Here is a 21,123-nt window from a genome sequence, read left to right as displayed (position 1 = left end):
ATTCTATCGAACGCTCATAAATCAGCAATAAAATAAAAATCCAGCCGCTTTTCAGAAATCCCGAAAAGCGGCTGGATTTATTTGACGATGATGACAGGGGACTGGACGCGTTTGGCCACTTTATGGCTGACGCTGCCCAGAACCATTTCCTGCAGCGCATTCAATCCGCGGCTGCCGATTAATACGACATCATAGCCGGTTTCATTGGCATGCTTGACGATGGTCGGTCCCGGAGCACCATGAAGTGTTTTGGTTTCAAACTCAACACCGGCTGAACGAAAGATTTCTTCAAGCGGTGCCAAGTGCTTGCGGCGTTCGAAGTGGACTTCGTCGCTGCTTTGGCCATGCAGGATTTCAGTTCGTGCTTTTTCATAATCAATAACGTACAGCAAGGTGACAAAAGCTTGTGGATTGGCTTTTGCCATCTTGACCGCTTCATGAGCGGCCCGTTTCGAATGGTCCGAACCGTCAGCTGCAACTAAAATTTTCTCGTACATGAAGCATCCCCCTTAGTGTGTACTCTTGCCTGCGTTACCGTATGTCGCCAATTTATCTACAAGTTTTTGGCTGGAAGCATTCAAACCGGTGATTTCAACGGTTTGCCCTTGGGCTTGAAGTTTATTCATCACCCGGTCGATGGCTCCTACGCCTGAATCGTCCCAGACGGTTGCATCGGAAAAGTCCAAAATGACTCCTTGGGACGGCTCCACCTGATCAAATGCAGAAACAAAGTCCTGGGAAGACGCAAAAAACAATTGTCCGTGTATGGTATATCTATTCGACGCATCGGACTCCAATCCTTCTTTGCGGACTTCCACTTTGGAAATCTTGGCAGCAAACAGGACTGCGCTTAAAATGACGCCGGCGAATACGCCTTTAGATAAATCATGTGTGTAAACGACAACAACGACAGTCAATAACATCACGATGGCATCTGATTTCGGAGCTGTCACCAAGTATTTGAAGGATCCCCAATCAAAGGTTCCGATGCATACCATCACCATGATTCCTGCCAAGACCGGCATCGGGATTTGAACAACCCAATTGCCAAGGACGATAATCAGGAACATCAGGAAAACCCCAGCGACAAACGTGGACAAACGACCACGGCCACCCGATTGGACGTTGATGCCGGACTGGCCAATCATTGCGCAGCCAGCCATGCCGCCGAAAAATCCAGTGATGATGTTGGCGATCCCTTGTCCGCGGGCTTCTTGGTTTTTATCCGATCCGGTTTCTGTAGCATCATCGAGGATCGATGCCGTCAGTAAAGACTCAAGCAAACCGATGATGGACAAAGCCAGTGCTGTCGGGAAAATAATTTGCAGCGTTTCGAAGTTGAACGGAACATTCGGGATGAAGAAACTTGGCAGGGTTTGGGAAATGGTGCCCAAACTGCCGACATTTTGCATGTCGATGCCGCTGTACATGACGACACCTGTCAACGCCAAAATGGCAATCAAAGGAGCCGGGATGGCTGTGAAGAACCGCGGCAGGATATAGACAATCGCTAACGTGATTCCCACAAACGCGTAAGTGATGGCATTGATGCCGAAAATGAACGGCACTTGTGCCATGAAAATCAGGATGGCCAGTGAATTGACAAAGCCGATCATGACAGCACGGGGGATGAATTTCATAAAGCGTGCGATTTTCAAAAAGCCGAAAATCAACTGCAGCACACCCGTCAGGATAGTGGCAGCCAACAGGTAATCCAGCCCGTGGTCACGGACCAGCAACACCATGGCCAATGCCATTGCACCGGTGGCGGCGGAGATCATAGCGGGCCGGCCGCCGACAAAGGAAATGATGACAGCGATGGAAAACGAAGCATACAAGCCAACCATTGGGTCGACTCCGGCAATGATGGAGAAAGCGATGGCTTCCGGAATAAGCGCAAGGGCTACCACAATTCCCGACAAAATGTCTCCGCGGATATTGCCAAACCATTGCTCTTTATAAGATAAGGTATTCAAACAAGTGCACTTCCTTCTATATAAAATGAATTGATGATTCTCTTTACTATGCTTGCTTAGCATAGCAGAGAGAATGGGGTAACATGACTCCTTACTCTCAAAGAAGTCCCGGGGCACAGCAACAGCTAAAACTGTACCACCTTTTTTTCAGAGTGTAAATATGCTTCATTCAAATCAGCGTTTGACTGTAATTGCAGAGGCATATATACTGAAGTTAACAATCAAATGCTCGTTTGAATGAAAGAGGTGGCAGTATGAAAGAATTGTGTGAAGTGACCAAAGTCAATCCGGAAGTGGTGGACCATGTGCAGGAGCGTATGGCCGATTTGAGTGAAGTTGCCAACCTGTTCAAAGCGTTGGCAGATGAAACAAGGCTGAACATCGCGTATGCCTTAACGATAGAAGAAGAAATGTGCGTCTGTGACATTGCAGCAGTCATTGGCTCCTCCACAGCTACGGCTTCCCATCATTTGCGTTATTTGCGGGAGCGCGCCTTGGCGAAATCCGAGCGCAAAGGAAAACAGATTTATTATTCCTTGTCTGACGACCACGTTCGTCAATTGGTGACAATCGCTCATGAACACACGAAAGAAGGTGTGGAAAATGGTTAAAACCTATCGTCTTGAAAACTTGTCGTGCACCAGTTGTGCAGCCAAATTCGAAAAGAATGTCCGCGAATTGCCGGAAATCAGAAATGTCAATTTGAATTTTGGTGCCTCTAAATTGACGGTTGATGGAAATGTATCCATTGAAGCGCTTGAGAAAGCGGGAGCGTTTGATCATATCCGCGTCTATCCGGAAAAAGAAAAAGTAAAGCAAGTGCCATTTTACCAACGCCGCCAGACAATCGAAACAGCTTTCTCCCTGTTGTTGCTGATTGCAGGAATCATCGTTTCGTTCCAAGCGGGTGAAACACACCCTTGGTCGATTGCGCTCTTTGGCGGGTCTATGGCAATCGGCGGTTACCATATGTTCTGGACAGGGCTGAAAAACCTCAGCACATTCCAGTTTGATATGAAAACCTTGATGACGATTGCAATCATCGGTGCGGTGATCATCGGCGAATGGCGTGAAGGAGCGGTTGTCGTGTTCCTGTTCGCTGTCAGCGAAGCATTGGAGTCTTTCTCCATGAACAAAGCGCGCCAGTCGATCCGCAGCCTGATGGATCTGGCTCCGGCACGGGCATTGATTCAGCGCGACGGGGAATTAGCCGAAATGGATACGGAAGACATCCGTATTGGAGACATTCTACTTGTGAAGCCAGGACAAAAAATCGCTATGGACGGCACAGTCCTGCGCGGACAGTCCGCCGTCAACCAGGCAGCGATTACAGGAGAGTCGATTCCTGCAGTCAAAACGGTGGGAGATGAAGTTTTTGCCGGTACGATGAATGATGAAGGGGCGCTTGAAGTCACTGTCACAAAGCGTGTCGAAGATACAACCATTGCGAAGATCATCCATCTCGTCGAAGAAGCGCAGGCTGAAAAAGCACCGACACAGAAATTCATCGATCAGTTTGCCAAATATTATACACCGGCGATCATCGCCATCGCCTTTTTGGTTGCATTGGTGCCTGGCTTTATAACGGGGAACTGGGAGTTGTGGGTGTACCAAGGCTTGGCGGTTCTGGTCGTTGGATGTCCATGTGCACTGGTCGTCTCCACTCCGGTAGCTATTGTGACGGCCATCGGCAATGCTGCGCGCCAAGGTGTGCTCATTAAAGGCGGCGTTCATTTGGAAGAAACGGGCCGTATCAATGCGGTCGCTTTTGATAAAACGGGAACATTGACCAAAGGGTATCCGGAAGTGACAGATGTTCTAGTCCAAGGGACTGTCACGAAAGAAGAGTTGTTGAAACTTGCGGCATCGGTGGAAGCCATGTCGCAGCATCCTTTGGCGAGAGCCATTACAAAAGAAGCGACAGGTGTTTATGCTTCTGAAAACTTCAATTCCGTAACAGGCAAAGGCGCTTATGCAGACGTCAATGAAGAACTCATCTGTGTCGGCAGCCTGACATGGGCCGAAGAAAAGGGCTTACACATTCCGGAAAAAGCGCGTAAACTTCAGGAGAGCGGAAAGTCTGTCACTGCTGTGTTTTCAGAAACAGCTTTATTGGGCATTATCGCAGTAGCGGATGCCATCCGCACAGAAAGCCCTTCCATCATTCAAAAACTGAAGGAAATGGGCATCGGCCAGACTATCATGCTGACGGGGGACCATCCTGCAACAGCTAAGGCTATTGCGGAGGAAATCGGAGTGACCGATGTCCGGGCAGGATTGATGCCGGAAGACAAACTGGCCGCGATTAAAGGTCTGCAACAACAATATGGCCGTGTGGCGATGGTAGGCGACGGCATTAACGATGCACCGGCTCTTGCTGCATCAAATATCGGCATTGCCATGGGTGGAGCAGGGACAGATGCAGCGCTGGAAACAGCGGATATTGCATTGATGGCCGACGATTTGGAGAAATTGCCTTATACGATTCGACTCAGCCGAAAGACATTGCGTATAATAAAAGAAAATATCGTCTTTGCATTGGGGCTCAAGATCCTTGCATTGCTTTTGATCATCCCAGGTTGGTTAACCTTATGGATTGCGATTTTCGCAGATATGGGTGCCACCTTATTGGTGGTTTTGAATGCATTGCGTCTTGTGAAAGTCCAGAAGTAAGGTAGGTTTGGAGGGTAACCATTGAAATTAACAGAGTGGACAATGGAAGAACAAGAACAGCTGATTCATTTTATGACAACGAATTCATGGCCATTTCACGGTCACGAACATCCGGTCCGCGCCTTGATTGAGAAGACCATCGAAGAAGGCGGATATAAATCAGATCAAGTCACGACTTTTTGGATAGAAAACGAGGAAAGCCAGCAAGTGGGCTTAGTCAAAATCTTTGACCTGCAGGATGATATCCCGCTTTTCGATTTGCGGATTGCAGATCCGTACCGCAATAAAGGTTACGGCCCGAAGGCGTTGAAAATGGTTGCTGACTTCGTCTTTTCATTGCCGGAAAAGAAAATCCGTCTGGAAGGCAATACGCGTCATGACAATTTTGCAATGCGCAAAGCTTTTGAACGGACAGGATTTGTCAAAGAAGCACATATGCGGCAAGCCTGGTTTTCTCCGCGGGAAAACCGCTATTACGATGCCGTAACTTATGGGATGACGCGCGAAGATTGGCAGGCTGGCATCACGACACCGGTCCTGTGGGATGATGCGGTGGTGGAAGCGAAAGAACCGCCTTTCAATCCGGTATTGCTCGATTTTCCGGAAGAATTCGAATCGGAACGCCTGCTGATACGGGCGCCAAGAAGAGAAGATGCACAGGCGAGCTATGAAGCGGTTGTGCATTCATTGGAAGCTTTTCGCCCCTGGTTGCCATTTGCGCAACAGGAGCCGGATCTTGCAGAAACGGAAGCGACGCTGATTGAAGCTGAGGCGAATTTCAAATTGCGCAAGGATCTGCGTCTGCATTTCTTTTTGAAAGAAACCGGGCAATTTATCGGTTCTACAGGGCTTCACCGGATTGATTGGGAAGTGCGGAAATTTGAAATCGGCTATTGGGTCGATAACCGTTATGAAGGCAAAGGCTACGTCACGGAAGCAGTTGAGCGCATTACTCGATTTGCTTTTGAGGAGTTGGAGGCCAATCGGGTTGAAATCCGTTGCGATCCGGACAATGTCCGCAGCCGCGCAGTAGCCAACCGCCTGGATTTCGAGCTGGAAGGCATCTTGCGCAATGATACGATTTCTAAAGTAGGAAATAAACTTCGGGATACATGCATCTACGCCAAAATCCGTCAATAAAGTATATGGAGTTCCCTGACACTGAAAAGCAGGAAGGAAAATCACTAACTTTTCCTTCCTGCTTTTCCTATGGGGTTGTTGAATAACAGACATAAAGAAAGGGTTGTCCCAACAGCCATTTACAATGACTGTTGAAACAACCCTGTTGTTTAATTAACGCTGTGGCTATACGCCCTTACGTCCAGTTACTAAATTGATAACTAAAACGATTGCAGCAATAATTAAAAGAATGTGTATAAGTCCGCCTGCTACGTCCATTAAGAATCCGATAAGCCATACTACAATAATGACTGCTAAGATAATCCAAAGAATACGTCCCATGTTTTTCACCTGCCCTTTCGATAATAACTATTTTGCTTATAGTAATAACTACCCTGACAGTATTTAGCTTAAACCTTTCTGAAAAAACGGACTGTTTTAAGGACGGCAAGTCCAGTTGTTTCAATGATGGCGGTATAGTAAACTGAACATAGCTACGTGAGGGAGGAAAGAACTTTGCCTACTCCAAGTATGGAAGACCATATTGAAATCATTTATTCATTAATTGAGCAAAAGGGCTATGCGCGTGTTTCGGATATCGCGGAGGCCTTATCTGTGCTGCCTTCTTCTGTCACTAAAATGGTGCAGAAGCTGGATAAAGACGGCTACTTGATATACGAACGCTACAGAGGACTGGTTTTGACGCCAAGGGGCCAGAAGCTGGGCAAACGCCTATTGGAGCGGCACAGCCTGCTTGAACAATTTCTTCGGTTGATCGGTGTAGATGAAGAACGGATCTACGGGGATGTTGAAGGAATCGAGCACCATTTAAGCTGGAATTCAATCGATCGGATTGCCGATTTGGTCCAACTGTTGGAAGAAAGCCCGGATTTTATGGAAAAGCTGGAACAGCTGAATAAAGAAGAAAAAGAAAGTTAAGAGAAATAGGAGGAGCTAATTATGGCTTTACACCCAGGATTGAAAGCGACATTGCAAGTGAAAGACCGTTCAACGTCTCAGTGGATTTTATCGGATGGTTCAGGCGACGAAGTAATGATGAACGCATCAGAAATAGAAGAAGGTCAGGAAATCGGAGAAGAAATTGAAGTCTTCCTTTACCGCAACCGCCAAGGAGGCGTTTCGGCAACACCGATGATTCCTCATATTCTGCCAAGTGAATATGGCTGGGCAAAAGTATTGAAAGTTTCTCCACGTGAAGGTGCAGTAGTGGATATTGGTACGACTCGTGAAGTGTATCTGCTGCCGGCTGATCTTCCGCAAATCATGGAATTGTGGCCGAAGCAAGGCGACCATATTTTCATGACGCTTCGGACAGACCGCCATGGCGATTTATACGGACGCCTGGCAACGGAAGAAAAAGTATTGGAATTGATGCAGCCTGCACCAGAAACCGCTTTTAATCAAAACCTGCAGGCACGCGCTTACCGGTTGTTGCCAGTCGGGACCTTTATGCTATCGGTTCCTGAAATGTACCGTATTTTTATTCACGAAACAGAACGCCATGAAGAACCGCGCCTTGGGGAAGAAAAAACTGTCCGCATTATCGATGTAAAAGACGATGGCACACTTAACGGCTCGTTGCTTCCAAGAAAACAGGAACGTTTGGCAGATGACGCGGAAGAAATCATGCGTTATCTCGAAGAATCGGGCGGCAAGATGCCATTCACCGATAAATCTTCTCCGGACGAAATCCAGGAAATTTTCGGCATGAGCAAAGCGGCATTCAAGCGTGCACTTGGCAAATTGTATAAAAATCGCCAAATTATCCAGGAAGATGGCTGGACCAAGTCAACGAAGTAAAGGAACCTTTTCAAATTGATTTCGTATTAATTTGGAGAAAGGGGCAATATACTAATGAAAAAATTACTCACTGCCATAGCATTACTGTTTACGCTATCTGCTGTTTTGCCATCACACAGTTCGGCAAATGTCGGCATCAACGAAAAATTCGGTCTGCCGATCGTGGTTTACGGAGGCAATTTATCAGCAGATGAAAAAGCAACTGTTGCTGAAAGCCTGGATGTAGCTGGAGAAGTGGATGTAGAAGAAATTGAAGTGACGGGCCAGGATCTGATCAAGTACATTAAAGATGGCGATTCTCGTGCCAATATGTATTCATCTGCAAAAATCACGCGCAAAGATGAAGGTGCTGGACTGGTGATTGAAATTGTAACGCCTGACAACATTACTCAGGTAACCTCTGAAATGTACGGCAATGCCATGCTGACTGCGGGTATTGAAAATGCTACCGTGGAAGTGGCAGCACCCAAAGCGGTAACTGGCCACTCGGCACTTGTAGGGATCTATAAAGCCTATGAAGTAAATGGTGAAGAGCTCGACCCGGAACGGACATACGTCGCAAATGACGAATTGACCGTTGCAACGGAACTTGCAGACGGCGGCGTGGAAGACGCTAAAGTCAGCGAATTGTTAACTGAAATCAAAAAACAGATTGCTGAACAGAATCCAGCTTCGCGTGAAGAAGTGGAGCAGATTGTGGAGGAGCAATTGAGTAAGCTCCAAATTGAACTGAGCCCGGAAGACCGCCAATTGTTGGTGGATTTGATGGACCGCATTCGTAAGCTTGATATCGATTTTTCCAAATGGTCCACACAATTAGAAGATTTGAGTAAGACCATCGAAGACAAAATCGGCAAAGTCGTCAATGATGAAGGCTTTTGGGAAAGTGTAAAAACTTTCTTCAGAAATCTTGCTGATACTGTCCGCGGCTGGTTGAATTAATTTGAACAGGCAAGTCCCATTTATGGGGCTTGCCTGTTTTTGGTTTAAAGTGTGATAGCTTGCGCGTGTGAAAAGACAGTGATAATATGAAATTAATATCTCGAATTCAAGATAATTAGGAGGAAATTGATATGAAATTAGAAGGAATTCACCATGTTTCAGCTTTAACAGCCAACGTCGATGCCAATCATGACTTTTTTACACGGATCTTAGGAATGCGTTTAGTGAAAAAAAGCGTTAACCAAGACAATCCGTCATCCTATCATTTATTTTATGCAGATGCGGTCGGAACCCCAGGCACAGATATGACGTACTTTGATATTCCAATGGCTGGACGTACGCATCCAGGTGTTTCGAGCATCAGCAATACGGCGTTCCGCGTAAAAAATGAAGGAGCGTTGGATTATTGGCTCGCGCGTTTTGATGAATTTGAAGTTCCACACGGAAAAATTGAACAGCGTTTTAATCGTCCAACTTTGACTTTCCAGGATTTCGAAGGTTCCAGATTAATGCTGGTTGTTGATGATGGGAGTGGCATTGAGCATGGTATCCCTTGGACAAAAGCCGGTATTCCCGAAGAGTTCGCCATTGTCGGATTAGGCCATGTACGCTTGACGGTCCGAAAAAGCGATAAAACAGCTGCCGTTCTGACAGATATTATGGGGTTTGAACAAATTGGCCATTATCCGTCCACAGTAGACGGGCAAAAAGATATTTTAGTCTTTTCGACAGGAAAAGGCGGTCCCGCTGGCGAAATACACTTAGAGGAACGTTCAGACCTACCGCCCGAAAGACCGGGACGAGGCAGCGTCCACCATGTGGCGTTCCGTGTCAAAACGTACGAAGACTACAGCAAATGGAATGAATACTTGCGTTCCAATGGTTTTATGACTTCCGGAGAAGTAGACCGCTATTATTTCAAAGCGATATATTTCCGTGAGCCTAATGGCATTCTTTTTGAATTGTCAACAGATGAGCCAGGCTTTGCAACGGACGAACCGATGGACGCTTTAGGACAAACCTTGGCATTGCCTCCGTTTTTAGAGCCTAAACGTGCTCAAATCGAAGCATCTCTTCGTCCGTTGAGTATTAATCAATGAATAGGAGGAGAATGGAAATGGATTTTAAATTAATCGAATTAGGCAGTGACGAATTTGCGTATCGGCTTGAAGAAGATGGCCAAACAAAAGCGGAAATTACGTGGACGGAACTAGCGAATGTTATGGTCATTGAACATACCTTTGTAGACGAATCAATGCGCAACCAGGGACTTGCCAAAAAACTATTAGATCGGGCGGCCGACTATGCCCGTGAAAACAGCTTTAAAATGGAGCCGGTTTGTTCTTATGCTGTAACGGCTTTTGACCGCTATAAAGAATACGATGACGTTAAAATATAAAGGACCTACACTTTGGTGAAGGTTTTCGGCTTTGCTGAATTTTTTTAGGCACGCAAAAAGCAATCCTCTATCAGTTGAGTGGATTGCTTTTGCTATGTTATACATATGTAATTGATCATTCGTTACCTCCGTTTTTAAATGCTTGTCATAAAGAATACAATGGCAGTTAAAATTGAAGCTCCTCCAACACCATACATGAAATCAGCTTGACTAAAAATTAGATTTTTTTCCATTTTTTAGAACTCCTTTCAAATCTTTGTTATTAATATTCTACCCTTTTGAAACGTCATTAAACATTTTTTTGACAAAAGTCTATTGCTTCATCTACTTGGGATGCTGGACAGTCCTTACAGGTTTTATTAGTTTTTTTAAGGGAACAGAATAATTAAGTAACCAAATCCTTATTTGTACGTATACTGATAAGAGACTATAGGAAGAGGTGGAATGAATGAATCAAGAAACAGTTAACAGAGCGGGAGAAAAAGTGCTCGGGATCATCGGCATCGTCTTTAACATTTTGGCAATTGCCTTAATCGGATTTGGAATGGCGAGTTATTCGAGTGTTCAAGGTACACCGGAGTTTCAACAATATATAGAAGATGAAATTATGGCAGATCCTGCATTCTCCAATCCGGAAGAAGCACAAATGGTTATTGATATGATGTCTTCAAGCTTCAATATCGTAGGATGGGTATTGATTGCGCTGTTGGCGTTAAGTACAATTTTCGCCATTGTTGCTTTGGTCAATCTCCGTAAACGAGGAAAAGCGTCTATGGCAGGAGTCTTCTTTATTCTTGCCGGATTATTTGCCGGACTTCTATCGTTAACATCTATCTTGTTCTATATTGCCGCTATTATGTGCTTTGTTCGCAAACCGCGTATATCAAACAATCAAAACTTGCGCGATGATGACTTCAAGTACCAGGAAGATCAGCTGCGCCGCAAAGAAGAATCCGTTCGTCGAGAAGATGAATTGCGCCGCGATGACACAACCACAACACGCAATGACGACGATACACCTTATCGTCCGTTGTAAGTGAATGAGCTTTAAAAGAACGAATAGGCACCTTGGCAATAGTTGCCAAGGTGCCTATTTTGATGAGTGCACAAAAAACAGCTGCCTATAAAGCAGTGGCAGCTGTTTTCAAATTGTAAACGTATTTGGCTGTTTGCAGTGGATGGCCTTCGAATAATTCCTCGAACTCTTCCAGCAGCTCGAAGCCATTTGCTTCATAAAAGTTGCGGCCTTTACTGTTTTCGCTTTCGACATAAACAAAGAGCTGGTTGCCGTTGAGCAGATAGCTCAAACCGCTGTTCAACAATTGTTTGCCATAACCCGAACGCTGAAATTCGGGTTTCATGTAGATGGCGATCAATTCGGCATCACCATCTTCATCGACTTTCGTGAAGTTGGCGAAGCCGACGGGCTGGCCTTCATGTTCCGCAAGCAATATGATTGTTCTCTTTAAACGCATCTCCATCATCGGAGTAGAATAGGATTTATCTAAAAAGCTTTGTTGGATGGTAGAGGGAATGATTCCGGCATACGTATCATTCCAGCTAACTTTGGCAATCTCTTGAACAGATGCAATATCTGCAGATGTACCGGTACGAATCATGTAATCACCTCTAAATTCTTTTTGTAATCATATCAAAAATACAGCCCAATAGCCACTAATGTGGAATAATAGAAACAAAAGGAGGGTGCTGAATATGGACTGGAAGACCTATTATTTCGAAGAGTTGACGGCAAAAAAACTATATGAGGTACTGAAGCTGCGAGTTGATGTATTTGTAGTGGAACAAAACTGTCCATACCCCGAGCTGGACAATCTGGATCAGCAATCCATTCATTTGCTTTACACTGAAGATGGGGTCATCCAAGCTTATGCACGTCTAGTCCCAGGTGGTGTAAAGTACGACCTGCCATCCATTGGCAGAGTCATTGTCCGACAAGAAGCCAGAGGACGCGGATTGGCCAAGCAACTGCTTGAACACAGTATTGATTACATACTAACCGAGTGGAAGGCCCCGGCAATTCAACTGCAGGGGCAAGTCTATCTTCAGGAGTTTTACCAATCTTTCGGATTCCAACCGATTTCTGAAAGCTATGACGAAGACGGCATTCCGCATGTGGATATGAAATTAACGAACAGCAAAATGTAATACTTTTGACATACAATAAAGGATTAGCTTCATAAAAAAAGGGTAAATATATTGTAATAACCAAATTGATTGATGAAGGAGTGCTGCAAATGGCAAGAGGAAGAGGTCTCTTATTAGCAGGATTAGCTGCGGGAGCATATGCATATTTCAAAAACCCTGAAAACCGCGAAAAAGCCACAAAGGCTTTTAATGAAGCGAAAGTGAAGGTGAACTCTTACATGGAATCACAAAACCTGGATAAAGACGGCAACCCGATTTCAAAAACCACGGATACGCCAAGCACTACCGAAAAACGTGAAAACAAAATGGTCGCTGAAGGCGGAGCTTCCGCAAGTGTCCAGTATTACAACGAGCAGCAACAGAAAAAACAGGACAAAGAGAAGGGTGACGTAAAATTATCATCAAACGATGTCGGCAGCGAAAAAGCTGAAAATACGGCATCAGCATCTCCGGAAAATAAAATAAGCACAGATAACTTATAAGAAAAAGGATGGTCCAGGACCATCCTTTTTACTGCCGATTATTCTTTCTTAACCGTCAACCCATTCAATAAGGCGATTGCCAATAAGAGAAGGCTGCTGACGATAAATCCTTGATTGGGGTTTAAAGCAAATGCTCCTGTAATGCTTGAACCAGCAACAACACCGATGGAAAAGAACGCGTAAAAATACCCATAAGCCCGTCCGCGCGATGCTTCATCCGTTGAATCAATCAACAGAGAATTGATTGAAGGAAACAGCAGAGCAAAGCCGATTCCATACGTACCCATGCTAGCGTACAATAGGGATTCAATGGATGCTGCACTCAAAAAAAGCAGCGATGCACCCATCACAGTAAAGCCGGCGATTAAAGTATAGATAGGTTTTGTGACATCAAAAATGCGATTGATGGGGAGCAGAAAAACTAGAATAGCTGAAATTCCGAAAACGCTTAATAACAGACCGCTCAGCTGAGAATCCAAACCAAGCGCTTCAACTTTGAGCGGCAGCATATAGGCCAAAACCCCTTGGGAAAACATCAGAAAGAATGCGCCTGAAAAAGAGCGGATCAACCCTTTGTTTTTCAGAATATCCATGAGCGCAACAGTTTTCCTGGCCGTTTTGTTTTTGGTTATGGCTGTTTGCCGCAACAAGAAAAATGCAGCTATGCCAATCAGCAAAATCAGCATACCGGTAAGAAACATGGTTTGTGGAACGTCATTGCGGCTGGTATATACTGCGCCGTAAGCTGGACCGACGATAGCGGCGAGCCCGACGAATGCACCTGACAACGCTGCGCCTTTTCCTCGTTTAGTGCTTTCTGTCCGATTGGCTAAGTATGTGAAGGCAGCCGGAACAGTCAGTCCTGCCGCAATTCCGTGGAAAAAGCGGATAGCTAAAAGGCTGTAAGGACCTTCTATTGCTGAATAGCTGAACAATGCAAAGCTCGTAGATAATAGGCCAACAACTAAAATCTTAAAAGGTCCTTTACGATCGGAAAAAATACCGGAAATGACGTTTCCGAATGTATTGGAAAGCGAATACATGCCCACCGCCAATCCGGCGATAAAGGGACTGGCGCCTAAAGACACTGCATACGTGCTCATGATGGGCAGCTGGGCAAATAAATCAAAAAAAGCAAAGAAGATAATGAGATAAATAAAAATACGCAAGGCGGCTCCTACTTTCCTGAACAAATTGCAGTTTTCTGGAGTTGCTCGCCCCAAGGCAAGGGACGAATATAACTATAGCCGTATTATACCATCGGAGGTCTGATGATGAAAAAAGCAATGTTCATATTAAATCCATCTGCAGGAAAAGAGCGTGCGTCCGAATACCGGGAGCAAGTAGAAGAAACACTTGCATCCATGGGATATGAAGTCGATACAAGAGAAACGGAAAAAGCGAAAGATGCCACGCATTTTGCAGCTGAAGCCTGTGAAAAGAAATATGATTTTGTTGTAGCCATGGGTGGGGATGGCACCATCAATGAGGCGGTATCAGGAATAGCAGAGCAAGAGCATCAACCTTTATTTTCCTTAATTCCTCTTGGCACCGTCAACGATTTTGCGCGTGCATTGGGAATTTCACTCGACCCGCCGGAAGCGATTGAAGCCCTTAAAACAGGATATGAAAAGCGCGTAGACATTGCCAAGGTTGGAGAGCATTTCTTCATGAATATCTTGGCAATTGGTGATATTGCCGAGTCCACGTATGATGTGGATCCAGAGCAGAAAACCAAATTGGGCGCATTGGCCTATTTTATTGAAGGCGTTAAAGCCATTACAGCAGATACAGAAACATACTTTGAAATTGAGCATGACCATGGAACGTGGTCGGGAGAAGCAAAACTGGTGCTGGTGGCATTGACCAATTCAGTAGGTGGCTTTGAGAAATTAGCCCCTGAAGCTTTAACGGATGACGGCCTGTTGCATCTGTATATCGTGAAAAATGCAGCTCTGCCGGCATTTCTCCGCATTGCAACTTCGGTGCTAAGAGGAAAACTGGAAGAAGATCCAGCGGTGGAAGCAGTCCATACGACCAAAGTGTCCATTAAAACGAATGAACCGATGTCCTGTAATATTGATGGTGACGAAGGGTGCACGACTCCCTTCATGATTGAGGTATTGCCGCAGCATATACGTGCACTCATTCCACCCGATGATGCCGGGGAATAAAAAAATGGAATTCACCCTTTAAAGGGGCTGAAACGATGGCGTACGGAACAGGAATACAGGACAAGTCATTTTTCTGCTGTGGCTTGTTTTGTCATTCTGTTAAAATCGAGTTTTTAAAAGTAGGAATGGAACCTTTTTAAAACGATTTCGTTTAATATAGTATAAATTTTGTATTAAAACGTTACTGAAGGCGCAAGACTGTGTTTTTTATACTAGAGCAAATTACATAAAAAATATACAATAATAGCAGCATATCTCTATTATTTTGCGCTATTTCAGTATATAGTTGAGAGATGCAGCACAAACTTGTACAAAGAAAGACGGGGAAACGATGAATCTTATCACTGCACCATCTATACAAGAAACGATTTCAAAAATATTTATGAACGAGACAGAAAACTTAAACCAGGTTGAGGGATTGGATAAGTTTTTTGAAATTGAAACGCAATTGATGTATGAAATTCACCATTTGGAAAAAGAGCGGGCAAAAGAAACATTGAGAGAATTGATTGATATGCTTTCGCTTCGTCCAGAAAAAGATATCATCCGCTCTATCCGCAATTATTTCATCATCCTATCTTCCGTTATGGCACGTAAACTTTATGAAATGCGTGTACCACCTAAGAAAGCATTTGCCTTTAACTCCGCTTGCGTAGAGTTAGTGGACAAACATATGAACGACTCTGAATTCATGTTCGTTGCAGATGAGCTGATTGAATTTTTTGTATCGATCATTTCTGAACGCAAGCAACCTTCTTTCGGGCACCAAACCGTCAACAAAGTCGTTATTTACATCAATGACGAAGTAGAACGCGATTTGTCTGTTGAAGAAATTGCTAAGCATTTTAATATTTCAACCAGCCATTTGTCGCGTATTTTCAGAGAACATGCCGGCATTACGCTTGTTGAATATTTGAATGTCCGTCGTGTGGAAGAGTCGCAATACTATCTTCGCCATTCGGATAAAGGCATTTCAGACATCTCCAAGCAGTTCCACTTCTGCAACCAAAGTTACTTTACGCGGATTTTTAAAAAATACACAGCCGTCACACCAAAGCAATTCCGTGACAGCCAGCACATTCCGTATTTCCGCTATACATTGCCGAATGCCAAGTAAGGAGAAGAAATTCTCCTTTTTTTCTTGCATACGAATAGGAAGAAGACATGCCGTAATTTCGTCACAAAAATGAAAAAATCCATCGGTCTTTTACTCACGGATTGAATTTTGCAGCGCTTATCGTTATACTTCTTAGTAGTTGAAAAAGGTGAAGGTGACTAATTTGAAAAAGAAAATTACATTATTGATGATGATGGCGGTAGCTGCTGTTTTATTGAGTGGATGTGCCGCTGTTGAAAACAAAGAAGGATTCTTTTATTCCATCTTTGTGAAGCCATTTGATTTCTCATTGGATTATTTAGGGGGATTGTTCGGCGGTAGTTATGGTATGGCTATTGTTGTAATTACCATTATTATCCGTTTGGTGTTAATGCCATTCATGCTGCGTACCTATAAACGCCAGCAAGGAATGAAAGTCAAGATGGATAAGATGCGTCCTGAAATGGAAGATATCCAAAAGCGTTTGAAAGAAACGAAAGATAAAGAAGAACAGATGAAATTGCAGCAGGAAATGATGGGACTTTACAAAAAGCATGAGGTAAACCCGTTGAACATGGGTTGTTTGCCTGTTGTTATCCAAATGCCGATCATCATGGGTCTTTATTTTGCCATTCTATACTCGCCAGATGTCCGTTCACACGAATTCCTATGGTTTAACCTGGGTTCACCGGATGTTATCATGACATTGATTGCTGGTGCGGTTTACTTCTTCCAAGCCAAAGTATCTTTGTGGACGATGCCAGAACAACAGCAAAAGCAGATGAAGCTGTTTGTTTACATTTCTCCAATTATGATTATGTTCATTTCATTCACATCGATGGCAGCTTTACCGGTTTACTGGGCAGTTGGAGGAATCTTGTTGATCATCCAAACATTCATCGGCCGTAAATTCTATTCGAATCATCCGGAAAAAGCGCTTGAAGCAGTAGAAGATAAAAAATAATTTAGAAGAGGCCGGCAAATATTGCCGGTTTTCTTTTTTGGGGAGATACTTACATGAATATGAAACTTATACAGGGAATAGGCATTGCCTTATTAAGTATCACTGCCTTGACCTTCTTGATCTTTGGTTACCTGGAAGTGGCAGTATTGTTTATGACGCTGTTGTTTGTGTTGACAAACAGTTTTCGTTATCGACACATGAAAGCACAAGGAATGCACCGGGAGGCAAAATGGATGCTCGGTATGGCTATCATTTTCGGACTGCTGTTCTTTGTCGTGTTGGCAACCATTTTAATGTAGAATGAAAAACAGCGCGATCTCATTGAGATTGCGCTGTTTCTATGTATTCGTACTTTTCTTTCGAGCGTTCTTCTAATAGTGTATCCAACCGGTTCATCAACACCTGGATATCACGTTCCGATATATGATTCAATGTTTACAGCTCCTTATGTGTTTATACTTAGTTATTCGTAAAAAACATGGGGCTTAGGGGGGTGTTTAAATAAATATAAGTAAAAATAATGGCCGTTAAATTTTTAAGTGAGTCAAAACTGTTTACAGATTGTTCGAAGAGTTCTTTTCTAGAAAAAAATTCGATCCATTAGAGAAGAAAAAAGCTTGGGAAAAATGCTACTTGTTACGGAAGAAATCCACCAACAAGAATGATAGAATAATAAAGAAGCTGATAGAAGGAAGGCCTAGTATGAAATCTATGGGTACAAAAAAACCAAAAGATAAAAAGTTCTATATAAAATGGATGGTGATTAGTTTGTCAGCAATAATGGCTGTTTTAGCAGCGGCGTGGTTTTACATACATGACTGGGATATGGAAAAAAGCATGACAGCTTTAGCAGAATCGATGACAAGTGAAGAACCCGCTGAAGAGATGAAGAAAGAGGAGCCTGTAGAAATACCGGCTGAACCTAAAGAAACAGAAGAACCCGCACAAGAAGAACCGGCATCAGAAGAAAAAGCAGATGCGACCATTTATCCTGAAGACAGTGTGCTGCCCGCAGAGCCCACTTTAATCAATGGTGTACTTATCGCCAATAAGCAGCATCCATTGCCTGCAACATACGCTCCTGGGGAAGTCCCGGAAGCACGTGCAGCTTTTGAAACCATGAAAGCGGCAGCTGCTAAAGATGGCCTCAACCTGAATGCATTCAGCACGTATCGCGATTTTGCACGCCAAAAGCAATTATATGAAGGCTACACAGCAAAAGACGGCCAAGAAGCGGCAGACCGCTACAGCGCGCGCCCTGGTTATTCGGAACATCAGACGGGCCTCGCATTTGATATCGGTGAAGCAGGCCAAGAACAGCACTGGGCTTCCTCGTCCTTCGGTGATACTGAAGGAGGCAAGTGGCTGAAAGCGCACGCCCACGAATACGGGTTCATCCTTCGCTATCCAGAAGGCAGTGAACACATTACAGGGTATATGCATGAAGCTTGGCATTTCCGTTACGTAGGGAAAGAAATTGCTGAAGAAATTCATCAAAAAGGAATCACGCTTGAAGAATATTTAGGTGTATAGAAAGGAAAAACGTCTCCGGTTTATCGGAGACGTTTTTCTTTGAGTAAAATATTGGGGACTCTTTATCATTTTTTAAGTCGTAACTTTCTATTGTTATAAAATAGGCGCCAGTAAACGGGCAATCGACTCTTTGGTTTTAATCATGCGGGTGCGGTCCAAATACATCATATAGGTTAATTCCGTCGAAAGCTTCATATCCCGGTGGAATAGTTCTGCAAGATCGGTGGATACTTTTTCATCGTAAATGAATGCATTCACTTCGAAATTCAATTTAAAGCTTCTGACATCGATGTTAGCAGTACCGACGGTAGACGCTTTGTTGTCTGTAACAATCATTTTTGTATGCAGAAAGCCGTTGTCATAGATGAAGACGCGGGCTCCTGCGCGCAACATTTGGCCAGCGTAGGAATAAGTAGCCCAATAAACGAAAGGGTGATCGGGTTTGTTTGGAATCATAATCCGAACATCGATTCCTGACAAAGCCGCAATGCGGATAGCATCATAGAAACTGGCATCCGGTATAAAGTAAGGAGTTTGTATGTAGATATAATCGCGCGCCAAGTTGATGAGCTTCAAATAACCGTCCTTAATCTGTTCCCATTCTTCATCCGGTCCACTCGAAACAATCTGCATGGAAGTGTTTCCTGTTTCCTGTTTTACTGGAAAGTAAGCTTCGTCATATTCGATATCATGACGCGCAGATGCTTGGTTCCAGTCTCGGATGAAACGCGTCTGCAATGGGTAAAGGGCACTTCCAGTTATTCGCAGATGCGTATCCCGCCAATAGCCGAATTTTCGGCTAAGCCCTAAATATTCATCTCCGACATTAAAGCCGCCGAGATAACCGACGTCCCCATCAATCACCACGATTTTCCGGTGATTTCGGTAATTGAGCCGCGGATTGATAATCGGCAAGATGGAAGGGAAGAAGGTTTCGACTTCTCCGCCTGCCGCCGTGAGTTTCTTGAACAGGCGTTTGCTTATTCTTCTGGAACCCATATCATCATAAAGCAAGCGAACCTTAACGCCTTCTTTAGCTTTAAGAGTCAAAGCATCTACAATTCGGTTGCCCAGTTCGTCCAAACGGAAAATATAATATTGGATATGGATGTGATCAGTGGCATTTTCGATATCCTGAAGAAGCGAATTGAACTTTTTTCGACCATCATTAAAGATCTGCAAGTTGTTGTCTTGTGTCAACAAAGCTCCGTTGTTGCGAAGGTGGAGGTAAACCAAGTCCGTATAGTTTTTTGCATTGGGATCCTGAAATTCAAAACTGTTGTCATGCAGTTCGTTCATTTGCGTAGCGATCAAGTGTTCAATACCGACGCGTTTGCTGCCTTCCCATTTAAAAAGAGTTTTCTTGCGGAGCTGCCTTCCTAAAAGCAGGTAAATAAAGAATCCTAAAATAGGAATGAAAAATAGGACCAGCAGCCATGCCCATGTGGAAGAGGCATCCCGTCTTTCTAAGAAGACCAGAGCTGCTGCCAGAATAACGTTGAATATGAAAATCGCGGCAGTTAATACACTGAAAATAGTTACAGTCATTGTCATTCTCCTAACTTATCAATCTATGGGAGAAACCAAACCAATAAAATTAAGGGTTTCAAGCGGAATTACTCGCTTTTTCTTGGATAGTTCAAGTATAAACTACCCGGGTTATAGAGAGAAGAAACTAATGGTATAGAAAAAACTTCCTCTTGTCTGAAGGGAAAACTAAAAGATTTAAAAAAACCGGCCTCCTGATAAAGCGAGGCCGGAAAAATCAACTTAAACGTTCTTCTTGTTTCAATTGTTCGACGATGCCTTCGACTTCCTGGCGGCTCATCTTTTCTTTTCCGGATTTCAATGCTTTCAACGTACTATGGGCTAAAGCTAACGGAACTTTACAGAACATGAGAATTCGTTTGTTTTTGATCGGCTTGACGTAAAGGTCTGCTTTTGCCAAATTGTCTTTAGCGTAGTTGAACATATCTTCGCGCGTCCAGCCTTCAGGAACAAACGTGACGCCCCGTTCGAAATCTTCATCGTAATTGCGCAGCATGTTGACAGCTTGCAATCCACGGCCGAAAGCAATGGCGTGGTCATCATTTGTTTCTGTTCCATCGTACCAGCGCCAGATATCCGAAAGCATCGTTCCGACAAGGCCAGCTACATAATACGTATATTCATCCAGGTCTTCTTTTGTTTTGATAACCCAGTCCTTTTCAACCCATTTGGCCATGCCCCCGGCCATGATGGCAGTGGACTCCATCACTTTTCCTCTTATTTCTTCAGGGCAGACACTGATCCAGTCAGCTAAACGCATAGTGACAGGGGGCAGGGATGCTTCATAAGGAGAAACGAGTTCCAAGTAGCGGATTTCATCAAAATCTGTAGCCAGCATTTCTTGAATGCTGCGCAGCAGGTTGATTTTCACTTGATCTTCAAGCTCCGGATGGTCTTCAATTTCATCAATCGCCCGCATACAAAGATAAGCAGAACCGACTGTTTTCTTTAAGGTAGATTCCAAAAAGCTGATTGGGATGAAAAAGGTCCGGCTTGTTTCTTTCAGCATAAGCAAGGACTCTTTCTGTAAATTCGAAACTTTGCTCATCTCAATTTCCTCCTGTTGTGGATTGACGTTTATTCTTCTTATGTACAAAAATTATCTGGTCTAAAAATGGCTTCCTACTAAATATAAACCATACAGGCGAAAAAACAAACGATTACCCATAAACGCCAACTTTTGAATAAAAAAATAGCCCCTTTGAACACATTTTTCATGCTCGTAAGGGG

23 protein-coding genes are annotated in these 21,123 nt (G+C 44.0%); 16 read left to right on the top strand and 7 right to left on the bottom strand.

Annotation, left to right across the window (positions count from 1 at the left end; genetic code table 11):
• Positions 1-77: 77 nt before the first annotated feature.
• Both QMA04_RS15235 and QMA04_RS15230 read right to left on the bottom strand, forming a co-directional pair.
• Positions 78-497 (bottom strand): universal stress protein, encoded by a 420-nt coding sequence (locus QMA04_RS15235; RefSeq protein WP_191715531.1) that lies wholly within the window; start codon positions 495-497, stop codon positions 78-80.
• A gap of 12 nt (positions 498-509) precedes the next feature.
• Positions 510-1,976 (bottom strand): SulP family inorganic anion transporter, encoded by a 1,467-nt coding sequence (locus QMA04_RS15230; RefSeq protein ID WP_290186766.1) that lies wholly within the window; start codon positions 1,974-1,976, stop codon positions 510-512.
• A 254-nt stretch (positions 1,977-2,230) separates the two neighbouring features.
• On the opposite strand from QMA04_RS15230, the gene QMA04_RS15225 reads away from it, so the two are divergent.
• Genes QMA04_RS15225 through QMA04_RS15215 form a run of 3 tightly spaced genes read left to right on the top strand, consistent with a single transcriptional unit; the run spans position 2,231 to position 5,789 of the window.
• Positions 2,231-2,587, top strand: coding sequence for an ArsR/SmtB family transcription factor (locus QMA04_RS15225; RefSeq protein WP_191715533.1), 357 nt, complete (start codon positions 2,231-2,233; stop codon positions 2,585-2,587).
• Positions 2,580-4,649: a heavy metal translocating P-type ATPase gene (locus tag QMA04_RS15220; protein ID WP_290186764.1), complete on the top strand. Its 2,070-nt coding sequence runs from the start codon at positions 2,580-2,582 to the stop codon at positions 4,647-4,649. The genes QMA04_RS15225 and QMA04_RS15220 overlap by 8 nt, the downstream gene beginning before the upstream one ends.
• A gap of 21 nt (positions 4,650-4,670) precedes the next feature.
• Entirely contained in the window at positions 4,671-5,789 is a 1,119-nt protein-coding gene (locus QMA04_RS15215; protein WP_191715535.1) for a GNAT family N-acetyltransferase, read from the top strand.
• A 165-nt stretch (positions 5,790-5,954) separates the two neighbouring features.
• Here the strand turns inward: QMA04_RS15215 and QMA04_RS15210 are convergent, their stop codons facing one another.
• Positions 5,955-6,110 carry a lmo0937 family membrane protein gene (locus QMA04_RS15210; protein WP_146558271.1) on the bottom strand — a complete coding sequence of 52 codons (156 nt, stop codon included), beginning with the start codon at positions 6,108-6,110 and terminating at the stop codon, positions 5,955-5,957.
• 174 nt (positions 6,111-6,284) lie between these two features.
• Here QMA04_RS15210 and mntR point away from each other — a divergent pair, with 174 nt between their 5' ends.
• From mntR to QMA04_RS15180, 6 genes are all read left to right on the top strand, one after another.
• Positions 6,285-6,707: a transcriptional regulator MntR gene (mntR, locus tag QMA04_RS15205; RefSeq protein WP_191715536.1), complete on the top strand. Its 423-nt coding sequence runs from the start codon at positions 6,285-6,287 to the stop codon at positions 6,705-6,707.
• 21 nt (positions 6,708-6,728) lie between these two features.
• Positions 6,729-7,589 carry a CvfB family protein gene (locus QMA04_RS15200; RefSeq protein ID WP_203340441.1) on the top strand — a complete coding sequence of 287 codons (861 nt, stop codon included), beginning with the start codon at positions 6,729-6,731 and terminating at the stop codon, positions 7,587-7,589.
• A 54-nt stretch (positions 7,590-7,643) separates the two neighbouring features.
• Positions 7,644-8,531: a DUF1002 domain-containing protein gene (locus QMA04_RS15195; RefSeq protein ID WP_290186759.1), complete on the top strand. Its 888-nt coding sequence runs from the start codon at positions 7,644-7,646 to the stop codon at positions 8,529-8,531.
• A gap of 131 nt (positions 8,532-8,662) precedes the next feature.
• Complete coding sequence (locus QMA04_RS15190) at positions 8,663-9,631, top strand: ring-cleaving dioxygenase (RefSeq protein ID WP_191715539.1); 969 nt, start codon at positions 8,663-8,665, stop codon at positions 9,629-9,631.
• A 17-nt stretch (positions 9,632-9,648) separates the two neighbouring features.
• A complete protein-coding gene (locus tag QMA04_RS15185; RefSeq protein ID WP_203340438.1) occupies positions 9,649-9,930 on the top strand; it encodes a GNAT family N-acetyltransferase in 282 nt (93 codons plus the stop codon).
• A 448-nt stretch (positions 9,931-10,378) separates the two neighbouring features.
• The gene (locus tag QMA04_RS15180) at positions 10,379-10,966 is read left to right on the top strand and encodes a DUF4064 domain-containing protein (protein ID WP_191715541.1); all 588 of its coding nucleotides are present in this window, start codon (positions 10,379-10,381) and stop codon (positions 10,964-10,966) included.
• 85 nt (positions 10,967-11,051) lie between these two features.
• On the opposite strand, the gene QMA04_RS15175 is transcribed toward QMA04_RS15180, so the two are convergent.
• Positions 11,052-11,549 carry a GNAT family N-acetyltransferase gene (locus QMA04_RS15175; protein ID WP_191715542.1) on the bottom strand — a complete coding sequence of 166 codons (498 nt, stop codon included), beginning with the start codon at positions 11,547-11,549 and terminating at the stop codon, positions 11,052-11,054.
• A 94-nt stretch (positions 11,550-11,643) separates the two neighbouring features.
• Between QMA04_RS15175 and QMA04_RS15170 the strand changes: the two genes are divergently transcribed.
• Both QMA04_RS15170 and QMA04_RS15165 read left to right on the top strand, forming a co-directional pair.
• Positions 11,644-12,096, top strand: coding sequence for a GNAT family N-acetyltransferase (locus QMA04_RS15170; RefSeq protein WP_191715543.1), 453 nt, complete (start codon positions 11,644-11,646; stop codon positions 12,094-12,096).
• 89 nt (positions 12,097-12,185) lie between these two features.
• The gene (locus QMA04_RS15165) at positions 12,186-12,578 is read left to right on the top strand and encodes a hypothetical protein (protein ID WP_290186755.1); all 393 of its coding nucleotides are present in this window, start codon (positions 12,186-12,188) and stop codon (positions 12,576-12,578) included.
• 38 nt (positions 12,579-12,616) lie between these two features.
• On the opposite strand, the gene QMA04_RS15160 is transcribed toward QMA04_RS15165, so the two are convergent.
• A complete protein-coding gene (locus QMA04_RS15160) occupies positions 12,617-13,747 on the bottom strand; it encodes an MFS transporter (protein ID WP_290186753.1) in 1,131 nt (376 codons plus the stop codon).
• A gap of 105 nt (positions 13,748-13,852) precedes the next feature.
• Here QMA04_RS15160 and QMA04_RS15155 point away from each other — a divergent pair, with 105 nt between their 5' ends.
• The 5 genes from QMA04_RS15155 to QMA04_RS15135 all read left to right on the top strand — a co-directional run bounded on the left by QMA04_RS15155 (position 13,853) and on the right by QMA04_RS15135 (position 18,345).
• Complete coding sequence (locus QMA04_RS15155) at positions 13,853-14,752, top strand: diacylglycerol/lipid kinase family protein (protein WP_191715607.1); 900 nt, start codon at positions 13,853-13,855, stop codon at positions 14,750-14,752.
• A gap of 331 nt (positions 14,753-15,083) precedes the next feature.
• The gene (locus QMA04_RS15150; RefSeq protein ID WP_191715546.1) at positions 15,084-15,869 is read left to right on the top strand and encodes a helix-turn-helix domain-containing protein; all 786 of its coding nucleotides are present in this window, start codon (positions 15,084-15,086) and stop codon (positions 15,867-15,869) included.
• 163 nt (positions 15,870-16,032) lie between these two features.
• On the top strand, positions 16,033-16,812 hold the full coding sequence (yidC, locus tag QMA04_RS15145; protein ID WP_191715547.1) for a membrane protein insertase YidC: 780 nt from the start codon (positions 16,033-16,035) through the stop codon (positions 16,810-16,812).
• Between the two features lie 53 nt (positions 16,813-16,865).
• On the top strand, positions 16,866-17,111 hold the full coding sequence (locus QMA04_RS15140) for a hypothetical protein (RefSeq protein WP_191715548.1): 246 nt from the start codon (positions 16,866-16,868) through the stop codon (positions 17,109-17,111).
• Positions 17,112-17,514: 403 nt separating this feature from the next.
• A complete protein-coding gene (locus QMA04_RS15135; protein WP_191715549.1) occupies positions 17,515-18,345 on the top strand; it encodes a M15 family metallopeptidase in 831 nt (276 codons plus the stop codon).
• A 93-nt stretch (positions 18,346-18,438) separates the two neighbouring features.
• On the opposite strand, the gene cls is transcribed toward QMA04_RS15135, so the two are convergent.
• Together cls and QMA04_RS15125 are read right to left on the bottom strand one after the other, a co-directional pair.
• On the bottom strand, positions 18,439-19,893 hold the full coding sequence (gene cls / locus QMA04_RS15130; protein ID WP_191715550.1) for a cardiolipin synthase: 1,455 nt from the start codon (positions 19,891-19,893) through the stop codon (positions 18,439-18,441).
• 217 nt (positions 19,894-20,110) lie between these two features.
• Positions 20,111-20,941 (bottom strand): squalene/phytoene synthase family protein, encoded by an 831-nt coding sequence (locus tag QMA04_RS15125; RefSeq protein WP_191715552.1) that lies wholly within the window; start codon positions 20,939-20,941, stop codon positions 20,111-20,113.
• Between the last annotated feature and the right edge of the window lie 182 nt (positions 20,942-21,123).

Source organism: Planococcus sp. APC 3900 (assembly GCF_030407735.1).
Lineage (GTDB): Bacteria > Bacillota > Bacilli > Bacillales_A > Planococcaceae > Planococcus > Planococcus notacanthi.
The sequence above is the reverse complement of the archived record's forward strand: the minus strand, read 5'-3'. Positions and strand labels throughout refer to the sequence as shown.